Origin of the sequence: Nevskia soli DSM 19509 (assembly GCF_000711955.1) — a bacterium.
Taxonomy (GTDB): Bacteria; Pseudomonadota; Gammaproteobacteria; order Nevskiales; family Nevskiaceae; genus Nevskia; species Nevskia soli.
Genome location: NZ_JONR01000023.1, coordinates 1 through 15,480 on the forward strand (window position 1 = coordinate 1; position 15,480 = coordinate 15,480).

12 protein-coding genes are annotated in these 15,480 nt (G+C 65.5%); 6 read left to right on the top strand and 6 right to left on the bottom strand.

Annotated features, from left to right (window positions below; genetic code table 11):
- Positions 1 to 1,356 (top strand): dihydrolipoyllysine-residue acetyltransferase (gene aceF, locus BP26_RS0112905; protein ID WP_029919546.1); only part of this gene is annotated, 1,356 nt, incomplete at its 5' end.
- Positions 1,357 to 1,466: 110 nt separating this feature from the next.
- On the opposite strand, the gene BP26_RS0112910 is transcribed toward aceF, so the two are convergent.
- The gene (locus BP26_RS0112910; protein WP_211254911.1) at positions 1,467 to 4,346 is read right to left on the bottom strand and encodes a TonB-dependent receptor plug domain-containing protein; all 2,880 of its coding nucleotides are present in this window, start codon (positions 4,344 to 4,346) and stop codon (positions 1,467 to 1,469) included.
- A gap of 309 nt (positions 4,347 to 4,655) precedes the next feature.
- Between BP26_RS0112910 and BP26_RS0112915 the strand changes: the two genes are divergently transcribed.
- Both BP26_RS0112915 and BP26_RS0112920 read left to right on the top strand, forming a co-directional pair.
- The gene (locus BP26_RS0112915) at positions 4,656 to 6,074 is read left to right on the top strand and encodes a hypothetical protein (RefSeq protein WP_157572508.1); all 1,419 of its coding nucleotides are present in this window, start codon (positions 4,656 to 4,658) and stop codon (positions 6,072 to 6,074) included.
- Positions 6,075 to 6,239: 165 nt separating this feature from the next.
- Positions 6,240 to 6,764 carry a hypothetical protein gene (locus BP26_RS0112920; RefSeq protein ID WP_029921003.1) on the top strand — a complete coding sequence of 175 codons (525 nt, stop codon included), beginning with the start codon at positions 6,240 to 6,242 and terminating at the stop codon, positions 6,762 to 6,764.
- 166 nt (positions 6,765 to 6,930) lie between these two features.
- Here BP26_RS0112920 and BP26_RS26685 read toward each other — a convergent pair whose 3' ends face one another.
- Positions 6,931 to 7,407: a prolipoprotein diacylglyceryl transferase gene (locus tag BP26_RS26685; RefSeq protein ID WP_029921004.1), complete on the bottom strand. Its 477-nt coding sequence runs from the start codon at positions 7,405 to 7,407 to the stop codon at positions 6,931 to 6,933.
- Between the two features lie 217 nt (positions 7,408 to 7,624).
- The gene (locus tag BP26_RS0112930; RefSeq protein ID WP_029921005.1) at positions 7,625 to 7,861 is read right to left on the bottom strand and encodes a hypothetical protein; all 237 of its coding nucleotides are present in this window, start codon (positions 7,859 to 7,861) and stop codon (positions 7,625 to 7,627) included.
- 154 nt (positions 7,862 to 8,015) lie between these two features.
- Here BP26_RS0112930 and BP26_RS0112935 point away from each other — a divergent pair, with 154 nt between their 5' ends.
- Both BP26_RS0112935 and BP26_RS0112940 read left to right on the top strand, forming a co-directional pair.
- Entirely contained in the window at positions 8,016 to 8,351 is a 336-nt protein-coding gene (locus BP26_RS0112935; protein WP_029921006.1) for an MGMT family protein, read from the top strand.
- Positions 8,352 to 8,601: 250 nt separating this feature from the next.
- Complete coding sequence (locus tag BP26_RS0112940; protein ID WP_036516827.1) at positions 8,602 to 10,752, top strand: PQQ-dependent dehydrogenase, methanol/ethanol family; 2,151 nt, start codon at positions 8,602 to 8,604, stop codon at positions 10,750 to 10,752.
- A gap of 99 nt (positions 10,753 to 10,851) precedes the next feature.
- Here the strand turns inward: BP26_RS0112940 and BP26_RS0112945 are convergent, their stop codons facing one another.
- Both BP26_RS0112945 and BP26_RS29505 read right to left on the bottom strand, forming a co-directional pair.
- Positions 10,852 to 11,730 (bottom strand): SDR family NAD(P)-dependent oxidoreductase, encoded by an 879-nt coding sequence (locus BP26_RS0112945; RefSeq protein ID WP_169740702.1) that lies wholly within the window; start codon positions 11,728 to 11,730, stop codon positions 10,852 to 10,854.
- 229 nt (positions 11,731 to 11,959) lie between these two features.
- Positions 11,960 to 12,751: a transglycosylase SLT domain-containing protein gene (locus BP26_RS29505; protein WP_051748927.1), complete on the bottom strand. Its 792-nt coding sequence runs from the start codon at positions 12,749 to 12,751 to the stop codon at positions 11,960 to 11,962.
- A gap of 905 nt (positions 12,752 to 13,656) precedes the next feature.
- On the opposite strand from BP26_RS29505, the gene BP26_RS0112955 reads away from it, so the two are divergent.
- Positions 13,657 to 14,424, top strand: coding sequence for a ZIP family metal transporter (locus BP26_RS0112955; protein ID WP_029921010.1), 768 nt, complete (start codon positions 13,657 to 13,659; stop codon positions 14,422 to 14,424).
- A 17-nt stretch (positions 14,425 to 14,441) separates the two neighbouring features.
- Here BP26_RS0112955 and BP26_RS0112960 read toward each other — a convergent pair whose 3' ends face one another.
- Positions 14,442 to 15,362, bottom strand: coding sequence for a LysR family transcriptional regulator (locus tag BP26_RS0112960; protein WP_029921011.1), 921 nt, complete (start codon positions 15,360 to 15,362; stop codon positions 14,442 to 14,444).
- Positions 15,363 to 15,480: the final 118 nt, after the last annotated feature.

Here is a 15,480-nt window from a genome sequence, read left to right on the forward strand (position 1 = left end):
GCACCAAAGAAGGAAGCGCCCAAAGCCGAAAAGGCTCCGGAGAAGGCACCAGCCGCGCCGGCCAAGGCCGTTGCTCCTTCCAAGCTCGCCGTCACCATCCCCGACGTCGGCAACTACGACCACATTCCCGTGATCGAAGTCTTCGTCAAGGACGGGGATGTTGTCGAGAAAGACGCCCCCCTGCTGACCCTGGAATCCGACAAGGCCACCATGGATGTGCCCGCACCGGCGGCGGGCATCGTCAGCGGCCTGAAGGTCAAGGTCGGCGACAAGCTGTCCCAGGGCGATGCGGTGTGCACCCTGGAGGTTTCCGGTGGCGGGGAAGCCGAGCCGGCTGCCGCAGCGGAAGAAAACAAACCCACTCCGGAGAAGAAGGCCGAAGCCGCTCCGGCCGCTTCAGCGCCGGTTCCGGCCCCCGCTGCACCAGCCTCAAGCGACGCCATCCCCTACGCCAGCCCGGGCCTGCGCAAGTTCGCCCGGGAACTGGGCGTGAATCTTGCTCAAGTCTCCGGTAGCGGCCCGCGTGGGCGGATCACGCGCGATGACGTTCAATCTTTTGTGAAACGGGCGCTGTCATCGCCCACGCCGGCCGCACCAGTTTCTGCTCCCTCCGGGGGCGGGATTCCCGCCATCCCGGCGGTGGATTTCAGCCAGTTCGGGCCGATCGAGTCCAAGCCGCTGGCCAGGATCCGCAAGCTGTCGGCCGCCCATCTGCACCGGGCCTGGCTGAATATCCCCCATGTGACGCAGACCGATGAGGCGGATATCACGGAGCTGGAAGCGTTCCGCAAGAGCCAGAGCGATGAATTGGTGGCGGCCGGCGGGGGCAAGCTGACCTTGTTGCCGTTCGTGATGAAGGCGGTAGCCAAGGCGATTCAGGCCTATCCGGAATTCGCGGCTTCGCTGTCGCCGGATGGGGAGAGCCTGATTTTCAAGAAGTATCTGCATATCGGCTTTGCGGCGGATACGCCCAATGGGCTGGTGGTCCCGGTGGTGCGGGATGTGGACAAGAAGGGGATTGTGCAGCTGGCCCAGGAGACCGGGGAGCTGGCGAAGAAAGCAAGAGACGGCAAGCTCAAGGGCGAGGAGATGCGCGGCGGCTGTTTCTCCATTTCCAGCCTGGGCGGCATCGGCGGCAGTCATTTCACGCCGATCGTGAATGCGCCGGAGGTGGGAATCCTGGGTGTGTCCAAATCCACCGTCAAGCCCATCTGGGACGGCAAGGCGTTCCAGCCCAGGCTGATGGTGCCGTTGTCGCTGTCCTACGATCACCGCGTCATCGATGGGGCTTATGCGGCACGGTTCATCGTGTTGCTGGTGAAGCTGTTGCAGGATCTGCGCAGGCTGGCGTTGTAGCGCATCCACTATCGTCATTCCCGCTTCCGCGGGAATGACGACTTGATAAATTTTCCGCCCACAAAAAAGGGGCCGCATTGCGGCCCCTTTGCACAGCACCTGCCGATCGATCAGAACTTCACGTTCATCTGCGCATAGAAGAAACGGCCGGGCAGGTCGTAGGTGGAGGCGTCGTAGCCGTTCAGCGAGCAGCTGTAGCACACCGGCGGATTGGCATCGAACAGGTTGTTGACGCCGGCGCTGATGCTCGGCTTGTACGGCAGCGGCAGGGTCCAGCCGAACTGCACGTCGTCATAAAGAATCGAATGCAGCCGGTTGGTGGTATCGCAGACCGGACTCCCGGCGGCATTGCCGCACTGCTCGTTCAGCGCCGACAGGTAGCGCAGGGCCCAGGTTGCCGTGAAGGGATCCAGCCCCCAGCTCAGGCGCAGATTGGAACGCCAGCGCGGAATGCCGCTGTCGGTCACCTCGACGCCCACCGCTTTCGGATCTTCGAGGCCGCTGTCGGTGGCAATCTGCTTGTAGTTCGCGGTGTAGGTGGTCTGCCAGTTGGCGCCGAAGCGGCCGATGGCGTACTTGGGACTGTCCCAGGTGATGCCGAAGTCGAGACCCTGGGTATCGATCCGCCCGAAATTCTGCAGGATATTGTTGAAGCCGTTGATGTCTCCGGTACGGCTGCGGGTGATGCCGCTGCAGAAGCTCGAGGTGGGATCGCCGCTGGCGACGCAGCGGTTCAACTGGGTCTGCGCGTCCGGGGCCTTGATGGCGCTGTCGATGCGGTGCTTGTAGTAGGTCAGCTCGAAATCGAGGTGACTCGACCAAGCCTGCCGCTCGGCCCAGGACGGACTATAGATCACGCCCACCGTGGTGCTCTTGGCGGTCTCCGGCCGCAGGCTGCTGTTGCCGCCGGTCTGCACCGAGATCTGGGTGTTGTTCTGCTGATAGGTGGCGGGATTGGGCACGCCCAGCAATGCGCAATTTGCCTGGGTGGCGGCATCCGCTCCGGAACAGGGATCGACCAGCGTGTCGTCGAAGCGCGCCTTGGAGCCGTACAGCTCGCCGACCGACGGCGCGCGGAAGCCCTGGGCGTAGGTGGCGCGGATGGTGATGTCCGCAACGGGTTCCCAGCGCACGGCGAACTTGTTCTTCACCGTACTGCCGAAGGTGGAGTAGTTGGAATAGCGCGTGGCCAGATTCAACTCCAGGCGCTTGGCCAGGAACTGCTTGGACAGCAGCGGCACCGACAGCTCCAGGTAGGCTTCGTCCACCGTGTAAGCCCCGCTGGTCGGCGCAGAAGGCACGCCGTTGGACTCGCCGGCCACCACCACCGAGTCGGGAGAATAGCTGCCCTGCACGCGGCGATGCTCGTAGCCGGTGGCGAAATCCAGGGTGCCGGCCGGCAGGGTGACGGGACTGCCGGAAAGATTGGCGGTGAAATCGTCCAGCGTCTGCGTGCTACTGTCGTTTTCCGTGAACAGGATGTAGCTCAGCATGTCCGAGGTGATGGTGCCCGGACCGCCGAAGACGTCCAGCGGTACGCAGGGCGCCGTGCACGAGCCCACCGGGCCCAGGGCGTTGGCGATATGGCGGATGTTGTAGGTGCCGTGGACCGTCTGGGTGGCGTCATTGGTGGCGCTGACGTAGTTGATGTCCCAGGCGTAGAACTTGTCGAACAGGTGGAACTCGCCCTCGAAGCCGGTGCCGATGTAGCGCGTGTTCACATCCTGGGCGAAGACGCGCGGGCCGCCCTCCACCGGACGCCGGCCGATCAGGGCCAGGTTGGTGTTCGCGTCGAGGGTGTAGCCCAGCGGGTTGTAGGGGTTCGAGGCATCCACCCCCACCGTGTCGGCCAGGCCGCCGGTACCGGCGCCGGCACCGAGGAAGATCGGTTCCGGCGCAGCCTGGTTCACCGAGTGCCGGCCCTGATAAAGACCCTTCAAGTAGAAGCGCACGTCATCGTTCAGCTTGTAGCGGCCCTGGCCGAAAATCGCGGTGCGCCGCGACGGCGTCAGCAGCAGGTTGTAGGGCGCATAGTTGAAGCGGTCGTCATCGCCGAACTGGTGAAAGTCGTTGGGGAAATTCGCCTTGCCGCTCACCGGGCCGTTGAGCGTGACGTCGCATTGCGACTGGCTGTTCGAATCCAGCGGACAGAGCGTGCTGTTGTTGTTGTTCGGCGGGGTAAAGATGTAGCGGCCATTGGGCGTGGCGGAACTGCCGCCGGCCAGCCCCAGTCCCGGAATCGGGAAAGACGATTGATCCCAGGCCGAAGCGCTGATCTGCTGTTGCTGGAAATGGCTGATGTCGATGAAGTAGTCGGAGCGCGCGGTCTGGCCGCCGAGGGAAATATTGCCATTGTAGGTCTGGCCGCCACCCTTCTCGTACTTGCCGAAATAGGCGTGCAGCAGCCCGCCATCCTGGCTTTTCTTGGTGATGATGTTGACCACGCCGCCGATGGCGTCCGAACCATACAGCGAGGAAGCGCCGTCGGTGAGGATCTCGATCCGCTCGATGATGCTGGCCGGGATGGTGTTGAGATCCACCGCGCCCGAAACGCCCGAAGCCGAGGATTCGTTGACCCAGCGGATGCCGTCCACCAGCACCAGGGTCCGATTGGCACCGAGGTTGCGCAGGGAGATGGTGCTGGAACCGGAGCCGACACCGCCGCCATCGGCCGGGAAGCCGAAATTGCCGGCCGAGTTGAACTTGGTGTTGAGCGAGGAGCCGCTCACCGACAGGCGTGCCAGGAAGTCGCCGACGGTGGCGATGCCGCTGGCCTCCATCTCCTTGGCGGTGATCACCTGAACCGGTGAATGGCCTTCGCGTTCCGACTTCTTGATGCGGCTGCCGGTGACTTCCACCGCCTGCAGCTTGGTGGCGCTGGTACCGTCTCCCGAACTGTCCTGGGCCAGCGCCGGAAACGACGCTGCGGCCAGAAGCGCGGCGCACAGGAACAGCTGCGCCAATATCGCCATGACATGACTAGGTTTCACGCGGCTTCTCCCTCTTTCCTTGAGTGGATCAACCGCCACAGCAACAGCCGGTTCCGGCTCGCAAATCCCCGTCCCCTGCCCTGCCGCAGCGGATCATTTGACGAACAACCGATTTGTCCCCTTGTCCCGGCGCCTTGCCCGTAATCCGCAGGCGCCTCGCCGGTACGGCTTAACATTACACCCATGTGAAAGCCTTGTGAAAGCCGCGGCGACCACTCCCTTCCGGGCGCCCTCGTGGGGAAGGACGGCGAGGGGTACCCGGCTCCTCCGATTTGATGGACAATCCCGCGCAGTTCTAGAGCCCAAAAAATGCGCATATTCAGGAATCTGGCCGTGGTCACGGCCACCCTCATGACCGTGGCCGCCTGTCACCTCGACCGCGACGACCCGCTGGTATTCGGCACCCGCCTGCCGCAGCCCGCGGCCGACCAAGGCCAGGCTCAGACCCAGGCCGCCGCGCCGGCACAGCCGCCGCAGCAGGCCCCGCTACCGCCGATGACCATGAACGAAATCGCCGTCGCCTACGTCAAGCTGGTGCTCTCCCTCGGCGAGTTGGACGAAGGCTATGTCGATGCCTATTACGGACCGCCGGAATGGCGCGACGAGGTGAAGGCAAAGAAGCTCGACGCGGCCAAGATCGAATCCGAATCGCAACGCCTGATCGTGCGCCTCATTGCCACGGCGCCGGAAGCCTTGCCGTCCGACCCGGAACTGGCGGCGCTGCGCAAGAGCTACCTGAAGAACCAGCTCGGCGCCCTGTCGGCGCGCGCCGCCATGCTGCAGGGGCGCAAGTTCTCCTTCGACGACGAAGCCCGTGCCCTCTACGACGTGGAGGCGCCGCACTACGCCGAATCCGATTTCCAGCCGGCACTGAAACAACTCGACGCCCTGTTGCCGAAAGAGGCCGGCACCCTGGCGCAACGCTACAACCGCTATATCGACCGCTATGCCGTCCCCAAGGACAAGCTGCAGAGCGTGATGCGCGCCGCCATCGGCTACGCCCAGCTGCACGTGCGCGGTCACCTCGAACTGCCGCAGGGCGAGCGCTTCGAACTGGCCCTGGTCGGCGACAAGCCGTGGAGCGCCTACAACTGGTACCAGGGCAATTTCTACAGCCGCATCGAAGTCAACGCCGAGCAGCCGGTCAGCATCAGCCGCGTCATCCAGCTGGCCTCGCACGAGGGCTACCCCGGCCACCACGTCTACAACAGCCTGCTGGAAAAGGACCTGGTGCGCGGCCAGGGCTGGCCGGAATACCAGGTCTATCCGCTGTATTCGCCGCAATCCTTCATCGCCGAAGGCTCCGCTGATTTCGGCGTGGAACTGACCTTCCCGGAAGCCCAGCGCCTCAATTTCGAGCGCGAGCTGTTCGACCTGGCCGGATTCGACGCGAGCCAGGTCGAAACCTACGACCGCGTGACCCGCGCCGCCAAGGCGCTCAACCCCGCCGCCATCGAAGCGGCGCGGCGCTATCTCGACGGCCGCATGGACGCGGATTCCGCCGCCAACTGGCTGCAGATCTACGCCCTGGCCTCGCCCGAGCGCGCCCACCAGCGCATCGCCTTCTTCGACCACTACCGCAGCTACATCATCAACTACTCCTACGGCGAGGAACTGATCCGGAACTACGTCGAGGCCAAGGGCGGCCGCGACGCCGGCTCCGACGCCCAGTGGCATGCCTTTATCCGCCTGCTGAGCAGCCCGCGCGTCGCCACCGAACTGAACTGAGCCCCGGCATCGGCGAAAACCCGGGGCGGCAGACTGCCGATTTGGGCCCTCCGCACGTTTAAAAATGCAGGGGGGCCTTCCCGCCTCCGGGGGCGTCGCTGCTACACTGGAAGGGTGCAGGCGTCAGCATTCAGCGCGCCGGATTGATGACTACTTTGGAGACAGATGATGTCGGACAGCAAGGTCTATCGTCGCATTGCGCGCATGGACGAAGAGTTTCCGGGGCTGCTCGCCGCGTTCAAGCCGGCGCTGAAGGGCCTGATTCCGGATGAGGTCAATTTCACCGAGGATTCCTACGACGAATTGTTCGCCGTCCTCTCGGCCGCCCTCTACTACGTGAAGGACGTCAAGCTGCGCAAGGCCTCCGCCAACAAGTCCGGTGGCAATCCCAAGCTGGTCGCCATGCTGGTGGACGAGGGCGTCAAGGACAAGGACGCTGTCCTCGCCGCCAAGGTGCTCGAGCGCCTGGCGCCGTACGTGCCGCCGAAGGTCTTCGTCACCACCCTGTCCACCATGTACGGCAGCAGCGATCCGCTGTTCCGTGAATACCACGGCGCCATCGGCCGCATCATGGCCGACCTGTACCGCATCGCCACCGGCTTCGAGCCGGGCGAGCACTGCCCCGAGGCCCTGGTGCAGTGGGCTTCCGGCCCCAATCGCGAACTGCTCTTCAACGAACTGTTCGCCTGAGGCTGACGCGTCCTTAAAAAAGCGGCCGGGAGATTCCCGGCCGCTTTTTTTGTTGCCATTGCTGTCTTTGCGCCTGTTAAAAAAATCTAAAAAACCGGGAGCCCGGCCCGATGCCCCGTGCCGGACTCCCTTACAACGCGCTTACAACAGAACCGCGAAAAGCGTCTTACTTGGCGACGCCGGCACTGGTCGTCGCCGACACGCCGGTATTGAGCGAAGCACTCGGCAGGGCATTGCTGACGGTGGCGCTGGCGCCGGCCGTCGTCGCATCGACCTTGGCCTTGGCCGCGGTCTTCGCATCGGACGCCTTGGTCTTGATCTTCGCCACATGCTCCTTGGCGCTATCCTTGGTGGCGGCGGCAGTGGTCTTGACCTTGTCGGTCGCGGCCTGCGCCGTGCCCTTGGCGGTGTCGGTCGCCGCCTGCGCGGTGCTCTTCACCGTGCCGGTGGCGGCGCTGGTGGTGTCCTTCAGGGTGCTGCCCAGGCCCAGGCCGCCTTGTGCGCTGGCGTCGGTCTGCACCGTCGCGCCCGTACCCAGGCCGAGATTCGCGCCGAGGCCGGCCTTGGCCTCCCCGTCGGCAAACGCCGCACCTGCGGCAAGCACGGTTGCCAGGGCCAGACCGGACATCAGTTTGCTGTTCATTGACCAAAAGCTCCTTTGAGTTTCTTCAGTGGTGTCGAGGGTTTGGATGGATTCACCCGTCCCTTCGACGCCCGCATGATGCAAGCGTCCGGCTGAATCGATCCTGAATAGCGGCCCCTCGAAAAGACTTTCTTTCACGGCGGCAAAATCGCCGCCCCAAAGAAAAAGGCGGCCGCAGATTCTGCGGCCGCCTTTCGGACAGCGTACTGCGTTCGGCTTACTTCGCGGCCGGGGCCGGAGCAGCAGCGTCGGCGGCCGGAGCAGCCTTGGCCTTCTTGTGCTTCTTGGCCTTCTTCTTCGGAGCCGGGGCAGCTTCGGCGGCCGGGGCGGCAGCCGGAGCAGCGGCGGCAGCCGGAGCGGCCGGGGCAGCGGCGGGGGCGTCAGCGGCGAAAACCTGGCCAGCAACCAGCAGGGCGCCCGAAACCAGCAGGGTGGAAAGCAGCTTGGAACTCATTGTGATCTCCTAGGTGATGGTGTCATGCCGTCGTTCATTCCGCTGTACGGTTTGAATCGGCGCGGCAAGTATCATTGGTATTTACTGAACGGCTTCTGAACCCGGTAGACAACGCCTCCCAAGGCACCGGAGCCGGCACGGAACCTAACACGAAATGCCAACGAATGCCTCACATGCGGCCATCTGGAAGATCGTCAGAACCATTCCGCATGGACGCGTCGCCAGCTATGGACAAGTGGCCCGTCTCGCCGGCCTGCCGCGTCATGCCCGCATGGTCGGCGCCGTCCTCGGCCTCGCCCCCGCTGCGATGAAACTGCCCTGGTACCGGGTGATCAATTCGCAGGGCCGCATCGCCCTGCCGCCGAACAGCCCAGGCTTTCGCGAGCAGCGCAAGCGTCTGCGTGACGAAGGCGTCATCGTGGTGAAGGGAAAGATCGACCTGAAGAAATTCGGCTGGAAGGCCGGCAACGACAGTCCCCTGCTGGATTGAACCACGGGGCGCGCAAACCCCCGCTGTCGCACCGCCCATTTTGCGAAACCCGCCCCGCCGCATCTCCTGCGGACGGACGAGACGGGCGCCCCGCCCCCTGTGCCAAGCTGCGCTTGGCCGCGGCATCCCGGGTGAAGGCGCACTTCAAAGTGCTCCCGCCCGGCATGCGGCCGGCAACGGCAAACAATAATCCGCAGCGCCTTGGAGCCCATAGGCTCCTGATCCGCCGCGGCCAGTGGAGGAAAGAACCATGATGGGTGCAGGCAAGGCGCGGTTCCGCAAATTCTCGATCGCCGCCGCAACGGCCCTGCTGCTGTGTACAGCGCAGGCCGTCGCCGACGTCGACAACGCCACGCTCGGCAACGAGGCGGACGGCACCGACTGGGGCGCCTTCGGCCGCACCTTCAGCGAGCAGCGCTTCAGCCCGCTCGACCAGATCAACAAGCAGACCGTGCCCAAGCTCGGCCTGGCCTGGTCGCTGGACCTGCCCGACGTGTGGAACGTCTCCTCGGCGCCGGTGGAAGTGGACGGCGTCATCTACATCGCCGTCGGCTTCAGCGTCATCTATGCGGTGGACGCCGTCAGCGGCAAGCAGCTGTGGAGCTACGACCCCAAGGTCGACCCCGTCAAGATGCGCATGGCCTGGGGCATTCGCGGCCTGTCCTTCTGGAAGGGCAAGGTCATCGCCGGCGTGCAGGACGGGCGCCTGTTCGCGCTCGACGCCAAGAGCGGCAAGCTGCTATGGGAAACCCTCACCACCGAACCGGGCGACAACCGCTACATCACCGGTGCGCCGCGCGTGTTCAACGGCAAGGTCATCATCGGCCACGGCGGCGCCGACTTCGGCCACGTCCGTGGCTATGTCACCGCCTACGACGCCGAGACCGGCAAGCAGGACTGGCGCTGGTACATCGTGCCGGGCGATCCCGCCAAGGGCTTCGAGAACAAGGCCATGGAAATGGCCGCGAAGACCTGGAACGGGCAGTGGTGGAAGTTCGGCGGCGGCGGCACCGCCTGGAACGCCATGACCTACGACCCGGAACTCAACCGCGTCTACATCGGCACCGGCAACGGCGGCCCCTGGAACGCCAAGCTGCGCAGCCCCGGCGGCGGCGACAACCTGTTCCTGTGCTCGGTGGTGGCGCTCGACGCCGATACCGGTGAGTACGTCTGGCACTACCAGACCGCCCCCGGCGAAAGCTGGGACTTCAATTCCACCATGGACATGGTGCTGGCCACCATCAACATCGACGGCAAGCCGCGCAAGGTGATCCTGCACGCGCCGAAGAACGGCTTCTTCTATGTCCTCGACCGCGAGACCGGCAAGCTGATCTCCGCCGAGAAGCTGGGCAAGGTCACCTGGGCCAAGGGCATCGACATGGCGACCGGCCGGCCGATCGAGGAACCCGGCGTGCGCTACGAGGACGGCGAGGCCCTGATGTGGCCCGGCTCCGGCGGCCTGCACAACTGGCAGCCCATGTCCTTCAGCCCGGACACCGGCCTCACCTATATCCCGGCGCACGAGCTGGCCGGCTACTACAACGACAAGGGCTTCGACCCCAAGACCTACGACATGGACCGCGACGGCTCCATGGGCATCCACGCCTTCTTCGACGACGTGCCGAAGAGCGCCGGCAGCAGTTCCCTGCTGGCCTGGAATCCGGCCACGCAGAAGAAGGCCTGGGAAATCCCGCTGCCCGGCGCCACCAATGGCGGCGTCATGAGCACCCACGGCGGCCTGGTGTTCCAGGGCCAGTCCGACGGCAAGTTCGTCGCCCGCGACGACAGCACCGGCGCCGTGCTGTGGAGCGCCGACATGGGCGTCGGCACCCAGGCACCGCCAATCACCTACAGCGTCGGCGGCAAGCAGTACGTCAGCATCCTCGCCGGCTGGGCCGGCGGCCAGATGCTACTCGGCTCGCTTAGCGCCCAGCACGGCTGGGTCGGGCGCAACCATCCGCGCCGCCTGCTCACCTACGCGCTGGGCGGCACCGCCACCCTGCCGCCGTCGCCGCCTTCCGCACAGCCGGTGCCGGTGGATGACGCCGCCTTCAAGGTCGATCCCGCCCTGGCCGAGAAGGGCAAGGTTCTCTACCAGCACTGCCTGATCTGCCACGGCACCGCCGTCGTCGCCGGCGGCTTCGCTCCCGACCTGCGCGCCTCGGCCATCCCGCTGTCCGCCGAAGCCTTCGCCGCCGTGGTCAAGAACGGCGGCCTGCAGAGCAAGGGTATGCCCCCCTTCGCCGAATTGAGCGACGAGGACCTCACCGCCCTGCGCCACTACATCCGCCAGCAGGCGCGTTACAAGCCCAGCGCCTGGGACCAGATCAAGACCGCCTGGCACTTCATCTGCCTGATGATCAAGATGAAGCTGATGGCCCTGGGGTGGATCAAGCCGTAGGGCGGCCCGTGGCCGCCGCTGCGCTCCACCCGGACGGAGCAACGGCGGCCACAGGCCGCCCTACTGTCCCGGATTGAGGCATAGGGCGGCTACTGAAATTCAGCGCAAAGTCTTCACCCACGCCTCTGTCTCATCCCATAGGCGTGCGGCGACGGCGCGGTCCAGTGCCTCCGCACTGGGCTGCGCCGGCCGGCACTTGTCGTAATACAGGCCGCCGGCGAGCCGCGGATGCGTGGCGCAGTGGATCTGCGTCTGCGCCCCTTCCTCCGGCGTCAGCAGGAAAAAACCTTCCACCGGTGCCAGCGCATTGCGCACAGCTTCGATCAGCCGGTTTCCCGCCAGCCCTTTGGCTGCGATGTTGGTGAACACCGCACCGGGATGCAGGCAGTACGCCTGTACCTTCGACGTCTCGGCATAGCGGCGTTGCAACTCGAACGTGGCATGCACCAGCGCCAGCTTGGACAGCCCGTAGGCGGTCCAGGAATTGTAGGGCTGCGGTGGCGCGAACAGTCCCGCGTTGGAGCCACGCGTGTGCAGCATCGACACCACGTTGACCACGCGCGCCTCACCAACCTGCCGCGCCGTGTCCCGCAGCAAGGGCAGCAGCAAATGGGTCAGGTGCAGGGTGCCGAGGTAATTGGTGCGCCACTGGATCTCGAAGCCGTCCGCCGACAGATGCGGTTCCTTCCACTGCGACAGCAGGTCGAGATGGACGCCGGCGTTGTTGACCAGTACATCGAGCCGGGGGTCTTGCGTACCGGCATACCACGCCGCGAAACGGTTCACGGAATCGGCGCGGCTCAGATCGAGCGGATGCGCGGTGACATCCATCGCCGCGTCCACTGTCTGCAGGCTCTGCCGCAATGCCGTGAGCGCGGCTTGCGGATCGGAGCGCGTGGTGATGACCACCGACGCGCCCCAAGCCGCCAGCGTCCGCGCCGTCTCGAAGCCGATGGAACCGGGCGATGCGCCGGTCACGATGATCTTCCTGCCGCGCAGATCGGCCGGCTCCGCATAAGGCGCGGCGGCGAAGAGACTGCGGATGCGGCGCGATAGCGGGCGTGTAGGGCGTGCGGGTGTCATTGAGACGGACGGTGTCGGCGGAAACTTCCGCTCCGTCCTATCAAATCATGCCGGGCAATCGACGCCACCGTCCGTCCGGATGATGGAGCGCGCTCCAAAATGCCTTGTATTTATTGGCAGAGGTTTACGGGCTCAAACTCCTGCTGCTCGCCACCGTCCGTATGCGCGCCGACAGCGCCGCGCTGGAATACAGCGCCGCCTTCTCCATCACCGCATCGACGAAGGCACGCGTTTCCAGCGGCGTGCTGCGGCGCACCCAGCGCGCGGCCCGCTCCGTATCCCAGCCCTGCGCGTCGGCGGGCAGGCGCTGATCGATGAAATCGGGGCCGCAGTTGTATGCGGCGATGACCAGCAGCAGCCGCGTCATCGGCGCATCGATATGGGAAAAGTGATCCTGCAGGGCGCCGAGGTAGGCCACGCCGAGCTGGATATTGGTGGCGGGATCGCGCAGCTCCGCCGGCGTCGGCTTGCGGTCGGTCCCATGCATGAAGCGATAGCCCTCGCGCGCACCGGAAGCCGGCACCAGCTGCATCAGGCCGCGCGCGCCGGCCACCGACACCGCATCGCTGCGACAGCCCGACTCGATCTCGATCAGCGCCGCCACGAATTCCGGCTGCACCCGGAACAGGTCCGCCGCCGCCCAGGCGATGCGATAGATGTCGGCGCTGCAACGACCGCCGGCATAACGCACCGCTTCGGCTTCGACGTCGCCGAAGGGATAGGACGCGCCGACATGATTGTCCTGGTCGAGTTGCTGCGGCTTCGGCGATGCCGCTTGCGCCGTCGCGACGACAACGACCGGTCCGGGCGCAGGCGCGTTGAGGCTCGGCGCGGTCCGCGGCGCCGCGGACGCCGGCGCCCTTGCCGCGGCCACCACGACGGCCGCTTGCCGGTCCGCGTAGATCGCGCCGGGCATCGACTGCCAGGCTTCACCATGCGCCGCCCGCGCACCCGCCGCAGACGTGCTTGCGGCAGGGGCAACGGCGTTTGCCTTCCGTGTCGCAGCAGGCGCCGCAACCGCCGCCGTGGACCGGGCAGTACCCGCAAGCCGCACCGGCGCAACACCCACCGGTACCGCGCGCACCGCAACCGGGGCTCGCACCTGTTGCACTTCGCACCCCGAAAACCCCGCGACACATACGATCACTGCGAGCACGCGCACTGCGTGTCGCACCAACACCGGCTGGCGGCGCCTCATCCTGAGCTCCTCGAAACGTTCTTCTGAAAATGCTTTTATGATGATGCTTGTACACGGTGCCAGGAACGCCCGCAACGCCCCAAATGGGTAGGGCGCGTTACCGACGTGACCGGGTGTGCATTTTGTTGCTGCGCAACAGGAGAGATTTCCAGCGAATATTTTCAGCTGGCGCAGCGCATTGCATCGCGCGGGGATTTTAAGGCGCGCCATGCCGGTCGACTACGGCAAGCCAGGGAAAGTCCGCTTCAACTGAATCTGCTGGAGATCGCTGCTTTCCGCGTCCACTTCGCGTTGCAGCAGCGCAGTCCTGCGCGGACGCTCTGCACCGCGTCTTCATCCGGTGCAGATGCAGCGGCAACTCCTTCGCCTTGATCGGAAGCCTTGCTTCGCTTCAACGTGAGATACAGGCTTTCGGCCAGGGACGCGATCGACCTGCCGGGGACCCTGCGCAAGGCCTGGCCAGGATGAGCCGCGGCCCTCGCGCCGGGCGGTCCCTTGCGTCCGGCGGATCCGGTAGTGGATCTTGTTGTTATAGTTATAATGTAACAGGATGTCGAGCCGGTTGAAGCGGTGCCGGATGGTTGGTCCAGTGGACCGGCCCCGAAGGATCATCAGGGAATCACATGTTGATTGCGGCAATAGCCTGCGCTGCGTTTTGCGCCACCTATGCGGGCGGCCTGTTCGCGCTGCGGCTCAAGGACCGCCTGCACCTCGTGCTCGGCTTCAGCGCCGGCGCGGTGGTGGCCGTCGCCTTCTTCGACCTCATCCCGGAATCGATTGCCTTCGGACAGGGCTTCCATGCACCCGCGACCCTGCTGCTGTGGACCGCGGTCGGCTTCCTGTTCTATCTGGTGCTGGACCGCATGCAGTTCTTCCTCGGCCACGGCCATGGCGCCCATCACGAGAATGGCCACGATCACGTCCACGACCATGGCGGCGACATCCGCAATTTCGCGCCGCGCGGTTCACTCGGCGCCGTCAGCCTGTCGGCGCACAGCCTGCTCGACGGCATCGCCATCGGCACCGCCTTCCAGGCATCGGCGTCGATCGGCGCGGTGGTGGCCGTGGCCGTGCTGGCCCACGATTTCTCCGACGGCATCAATACCACCAATATCGTCCTCAAGAACGGGGGCACCCGGCAGCGGGCGCTGCGCTGGCTGCTGGCCGACGCACTGGCCCCGGCGGCGGGCATCGGCCTGACCTTCCTCTTCACCATCCCGCAGACCGTACTGGGCGTGGCGCTGGCCCTGTTCGGCGGCTTCTTCCTTTACATCGGCGCCAGCGACCTGATTCCGGAAAGCCACCACGCCCATCCCAAGCTGCTGACCACGCTGATGACGCTGCTGGGCGCCGCCGTCATTTATTGCGCGGTGGCGCTGGTCAGCGGCTGAGTGGTGTATCTCTGAAGTTATAGACCCCGCGCCGGTTCGGCTCCCGGCCCGACGCGTTCCCGCAGGCGCGGTGTCGCAAAATCCAGGAAGGCGCGCAGCTTCAGCGGCAGCAGGCGCTGGCTCGGATAGACCAGGCTGATCGGCACCGCCGGCAGCTCGTAATCGCGCAGCACGATGCCCAGCGCCCCGGCGGCGACCGCCGGGGCAATCGGGTACGACATGGTACGGGCAATGCCCAGGCCGCCGAGCGCCGCCTCGATCACCGCCTCCGCGGTATTCGCCCGCAGCCGCGGCCGGATCTGCACCGAGCTGCCGACCCGGTTGCTTGCGAAGTCCCAGCGGTCGCCGGCCGATAGCGCGTCGAAGGCGATGCAGTCGTGCGCCGCCAGATCTTCGGGCGTTCGCGGCGTGCCGCGCCGGGCAAGATAAGCCGGGCTGGCGAACACCACCAGGTTGGCGGTTCCGATCCGCGTCGCGATCAGGCTGCTGTCCGGCAGCGCGCCGATGCGCACGGCCAGGTCGATGTGATCCTCGATCAGGTTCACCACCCGGTCGCTCATCTGCAGCCGGACGTGGATATCCGGGTAGGCCTTGAGGAATTCGGCGATCACCGGCACCACGTGCACCCGCCCGAACACCAGCGGCGTGCTGATCACCAGCTCGCCGGTCGGCGCCCGGTATTCGCCGGCGGCAATGCGCTCGGCTTCTCCCACGTCTTCCAGGATGCGCTTGCAGGCCGCCACGTAGTTGCGGCCCGCGTCGGTCAGGACCAGCTTGCGCCCGCCGCGCAGCAGCAGGCGGATTTTCAGGTGCGCTTCCAGGTCGGAAACCTTGCGGCTGATGGTGGGCAGCGGCATGCCCAGGCTGCGCCCGGCGGCGGACAGGCTGCCGGTCTCCACCGCCTCGAGGAGAATCGACATGGCTTCAAGCCGATCCATACCTGTTTCCTTCCATTTTCTGGAAGGGTAATTCTCAGGTATGCCGGGTAGTTGTCAAGGATGGAAGGGCGTAACTTGCACGCCCTCGGCCATCCCGGCCAAAAGGATTTCAAGCCAA